The sequence below is a fragment of the Acidovorax delafieldii 2AN genome, from assembly GCF_000175235.1.
Taxonomy (GTDB): domain Bacteria; phylum Pseudomonadota; class Gammaproteobacteria; order Burkholderiales; family Burkholderiaceae_C; genus Acidovorax; species Acidovorax delafieldii_B.
This window is the reverse complement of record NZ_ACQT01000461.1, coordinates 1-1,702: the sequence shown is the minus strand read 5'-3', so window position 1 is coordinate 1,702 and position 1,702 is coordinate 1. Positions and strand designations below refer to the sequence as shown.

The 1,702-nt window shown below is 66.9% G+C and carries 2 protein-coding genes and 1 pseudogene; all 3 read right to left on the bottom strand.

Annotation, left to right across the window (positions count from 1 at the left end):
• Positions 1-451, bottom strand: a pseudogene (locus ACDELDRAFT_RS22225) (nitric oxide reductase activation protein NorD); the annotation flags it as partial.
• A complete protein-coding gene (locus ACDELDRAFT_RS22220; protein ID WP_005801005.1) occupies positions 451-1,488 on the bottom strand; it encodes a 4Fe-4S binding protein in 1,038 nt (345 codons plus the stop codon). The pseudogene ACDELDRAFT_RS22225 and the gene ACDELDRAFT_RS22220, both read right to left, overlap by 1 nt.
• The coding region (locus ACDELDRAFT_RS22215) for a CbbQ/NirQ/NorQ domain-containing protein (protein WP_005801004.1) at positions 1,478-1,702 on the bottom strand (225 nt) is incomplete at its 5' end. The genes ACDELDRAFT_RS22215 and ACDELDRAFT_RS22220, both read right to left, overlap by 11 nt.

Below are 1,702 nucleotides of genomic sequence, written 5' to 3'. Positions count from 1 at the left end.
CCAGATGGGCCTGCGCCAGGCGCTGGTGCGTGCCGCGCAGCCCGGCAAAGCGCTGCAGTGCGCGCGCTGTGGCCGCGCGGTTGTCGGCAATCCAGTCTCCGGTGGGTTCGAACACGGCCGCCAGCGCGGCCAACCAGAGGTACAGTGCACGGTTGAGCTCGCGTTGGTCAAAGACAGCGATCTGGGCGGGCAGAGCCAGGGTTTCCCAGTCGAGCACCGGCAGCGGAACACGAATGCCACTTCCTGCCAGCCTCTGGAGCCAGCCGCGGGGCCCGCCGTGACGGCTGTCGGCCACCGGTGCCACGCGCACCGCTGCGTCGCCTCCGCCGGCACGGTACAGCAACGCAATGCTCCGGCGCATTTCCTCCAAGGTGACTTGCACATGGGTGCGGTCAGGCTCGGCGACGCGGGTGACGGCACGGTGCCACCATTGGCCAATCCACTCTTCCATCAGTGCTGCTCCTCACGGCGCTGGCGCAGGGTTTCGCGCACGGCGTCGAGGCCCACCTTCCATTCGAGTGTGGGGGTCCGTCCCTGGGCGGACTGGGAGGTGTCGCAGGCCGTCAGGCACTGGCCGCACTGCACACAGGCAAACATCATGCGCTTGATGTTGCGGGGGTTCAGGCGCATGGGGCAGGCGTTGTCGCAAGCGCTGCCGCGTGGCGCATCGCAGGTGCGGCATTCGCGGGCGCGTTCACGCGTGAAGGACACCACCATTCCCTTGGGGTTGGCCATCCAGGCCAGGCTCTGGAACAGCCCCACGGCGCAACCGAAGCGGCAGAACAGGTGCCGCGCCAGCATGAATTCCAGGGTGAAGACGAGGGTGCCAACGCCCAGGAACCGGGCCTGGTTGGCGGTGAGTGTGCCGCGCACCAGGTTGCCCCAGATCTCGACTGGGGGCAGCAGGTACGTTAGCAATGTGATGGCCCAGGTGAAGCCAAACACCAGGCAGGCAGCCAGAAACAGGGGCCACCACCGTTTGTCGGCAGTGCGGCCTGGGCGTGGCGTGGGCGATTTGTCCCATACGCTGAGCTTGCCCGTGGCGCGGTGCAGAAGGTCGTTGAGTGTTTCAACCAATGAGAAATGGGGGCACAGCCACCCGCAATACAGGCGGCCGAAACGGTAGGCCACGGCCAGAAAGGCGGTGATGACCGTCAGGACAGGGAGAATGCCTCTCCACACGATGGCCCATGCGGTCTGGACGGCGGTGGCTTCGCCGCGCAGGAACGCATCAATTCCCAGCGACCAGCGAAAGCCGAGCACCCACAGCTGGGTTTCGTTCAGATCGAAACGCAGCAGGTTGAGTGCGGGTGCAAGTAGAAATATGGAAAAAAAGACAGCCTGAAACCAGCGCCGGCGCCGCTGCAGTTGTGCAGTGGTCGGCAGCGCCGCCGGGGCGCCGCTGTCTTGGGTGGCCAGTGCGCCGGGCGGGAGGGCTGCGGTTGAGCAGCCCGAGGCCGAGGCACAGCCAGAACAATCAGTCTTCATCGCCCACCACCGCGCGCACGACTTCGTCGAGCGCAAGCACGGTCTCGGTGTCATCTGTGAGCGCATCCACCACGGCGGCACGGCAGGCATCGCGCAGCGAGAGGCCGGACGCCACCAGCCGTGCCGCCATGACGAGCAGACGGGTGCTGGCGGTTTCTTCGAGGTCGTGGTCGGTCAGGCGGCGCAGCGCCTGGGCGAGCTGCACCAGGCGGGC